Below are 330 nucleotides of genomic sequence, written 5' to 3'. Positions count from 1 at the left end.
ACGAAAAAAACTCATCAATCTCTCTCCACAACATGCAAAAAGTCCATTGCACCTCACGTAAATCCTTTAACATTTAACACAAAAGATCGCTACCAAAGATGGCAATTGTCTAAATTAAGAACGTACTCCCTACTGCAAGAAAGTACATAATATAAACACCACTCATATTTATGTTTATGAACATTAAACAGAAAAAATCCTTGTACTATTGAAAAGACTTTCTTTTTTTCGCAATTCTTCAGATATTGAAAATTGAAACACTACAAATAAAAGCAATAGGTGTGGCCTGTAAAATATACCGCCTTTTTCAACACATTATCATAAAAATCT

It is taken from the genome of Bartonella sp. MR168JLCBS, from assembly GCF_042194175.1.
Note: the sequence above shows the minus strand (reverse complement) of the source record.